2 protein-coding genes are annotated in these 2,431 nt (G+C 37.0%); both read right to left on the bottom strand.

The window, feature by feature from the left end; genetic code table 11:
• Nucleotides 1-155: 155 nt before the first annotated feature.
• A complete protein-coding gene (locus D5R40_RS32205; protein ID WP_124155826.1) occupies nt 156-377 on the bottom strand; it encodes a hypothetical protein in 222 nt (73 codons plus the stop codon).
• A gap of 1,873 nt (nt 378-2,250) precedes the next feature.
• The coding region (locus D5R40_RS38605) for a hypothetical protein (RefSeq protein WP_205127816.1) at nt 2,251-2,431 on the bottom strand (181 nt) is incomplete at its 5' end.

Below are 2,431 nucleotides of genomic sequence, written 5' to 3'. Positions count from 1 at the left end.
AGATTGGATACTTTTTCGTCAGCGTCAGGTAACTTAAAGTACTACTTATGGCCTGACTAGCTGACGTAAGCAGACAGGCCCGGATGAACGGTAATATTTGTCATTATTTCAGACCATTTTCTACTAATATCTGGTCAATATTTACACGTAGACCTTCAAAGAATTCTATCTCCTGATCCCAGCAAATATTTCCATTTTTTGCTCCCTTTTTCTGCTACCATGATTTTCTCTGTCTCAGTAAATATCCAAATGATCTTCTTTGACGCCAAATTGATTAACTCTTCTGTTTTTTCTTGATAGTATCCAAGCGGATTACTTACCTCACTCAAATCAGCTTTTGTATCTATTTCCACTACATATTCTGGTGGTACACTCAAGTATTGTTATCTAGCTCTTTTATTGCTCCCTTTCTTACTATGGCTATATCTGCTGCACGCCATGATTTCTTGGAAAATTGTAAGCCAACTTCATTCGAAAAAAACAAAGTAATTCTTGCCCAATAATGATCTTATTAAGAATACTAATTCCGTTGCTAGAAAAGATTGAAATTTGCTACTTCCCATTAGTTCCTCTAATTGTTTAATCCCATTTAGATAATCTCTATACCCCTTATAATAGATAGGTTTCCTTTCACCATCCATAAATCAAAATCTCAGGACGTTTTGAACTACTGTACTCATCTTATCATTTTTTTGATGATATTTTCCAATCTAGTCTCAACAAATTTAAGCTTTTCTACCTCTATTTCCAATTATAGTTTTCCAAGTACTTGTTGGGTTTGATGTATTTTCTACAATGGGTTAAGTATGCTAAGTAGGGCCGTTTATTCGTTTTCCAAAATCACGATTTATCCACTGTAAATCAATGCTATTTACAATCTATGCCTACTATAGTCTTCATTTTTCTGTAATCCGTCCACATGTTGTTGTAACATGTTTGTCAGGTAATCGCTAAAGGAATTGCCCCAAAACCGTGGGACCTGTTTCTTTCCAGTCCCCTTGTTCTACAAAGATGTAAACGGGTGGATTTTCGCCTTCATTCGTTTGATATATTCGATTGCATAGCCTTGATGACACATGAAAAGAATGGAATTTTCTAGTATTTCTCTCATCAAAGCTATTTCTTTTCAGCAGATCTATTCCTTGATCCTTGAAGTGTAATCCTTAGGGACAATCCCCTCTTCTTTCCAACTCTCAAAGGCTTCATCGGATAGATACGCATAGTAATAATCAGTTCCTCGCATTATGTGACTCCTCCCTGCCAAACCAAAATAGAAACTCCTTGAATGCGTTCGGGAGTTTTTGCTGGAACTTCTGTTCTAAGTGTTCAACTCTTGCGTTGTACATCCTTTGAAATCTTTTGCGATATCAGGATACTTCTTTTATAAACGCTTTTGCTTCTTCGAGGTACGTCATGTTTGTTCAGCTATTACGGCCAGCGTTCGTGGAGGCGAGCTACGGCCTTTTGGTATTCCAATATGCTTTATCGTCCTTACCAACTGCATTTACAATTAAGATCTTATTTGTTATTGGGCAGTGGGATCGCATACGCTTTGTTAGGTGACGTACATTCCTAACCCTTGAACTTATCCTTATTCTTCTTCTTGTTTGATTTCTTAGCTTCTCTTCTAAAATTATCGGTGGTAATAATTCTAACACTCATTCAGAAATCTGTTAAACTTATTTGTGTGTTTGATCTTTTCTAAGGTCCTCGACCTCAGCAAAGGCAGTTGTCAGGCTGTTTCTTAATGATTGATACTGGAGTAATTCTGCATTTTCCTTGCTGATCAATTCCCAGTCCTCGATATAAATCAATACGCTGTCTTATTTCCCTCATTGTCAGTCACATATTTTATATCAAGATTTTTGTCATCTTCTTATTTTTTGGCTATCCACTAGTCCAAATATACAACTATTACTTCATAATTGTTCCTCTAAAACTATGTCACCTACGGGTCCGGGTATGCGACGTGCTGCCTCTTCTCTTTTCCAAATCGGTATTCTATCCATCGGAAATTCAACTCCATTCACGATCAAAATCTTTTTGCCATACAGGAAGCATGATTGTATACCCTGTGTTAGGCACTGCCCACCTTCTTTTTGCTGCTCATAGTAACAACTGATAATTTCGCAAAACCTAGCAATCCTCGACTTATGGTGGCTTCAATCACTTTGCCACTCTTGAATTGTCCATTTTGTGCTATATCATCGTAACTCCAATTGTCTCTTTCATCATTTTCCTAAATCTGTTCTACCAATCTTTCTTAATCTTGTCATCCATCTGATCTTCAAAGTGTTTCCAAGACTCTTCGGACATCTTACCTGTTTCGTAATACATCAATCGCACAAATTCAAGATTCACTTCCAATTCTGAATAACCTGGATTATTTCTCTTGATCCAATCTCTAGTTTGCTGGATACCTAGATCTGCA

This window comes from Okeania hirsuta, assembly GCF_003838195.1.
Lineage (GTDB): Bacteria > Cyanobacteriota > Cyanobacteriia > Cyanobacteriales > Microcoleaceae > Okeania > Okeania hirsuta.
Note: the sequence above shows the minus strand (reverse complement) of the source record. Positions and strands in the feature narration are given on the sequence as shown.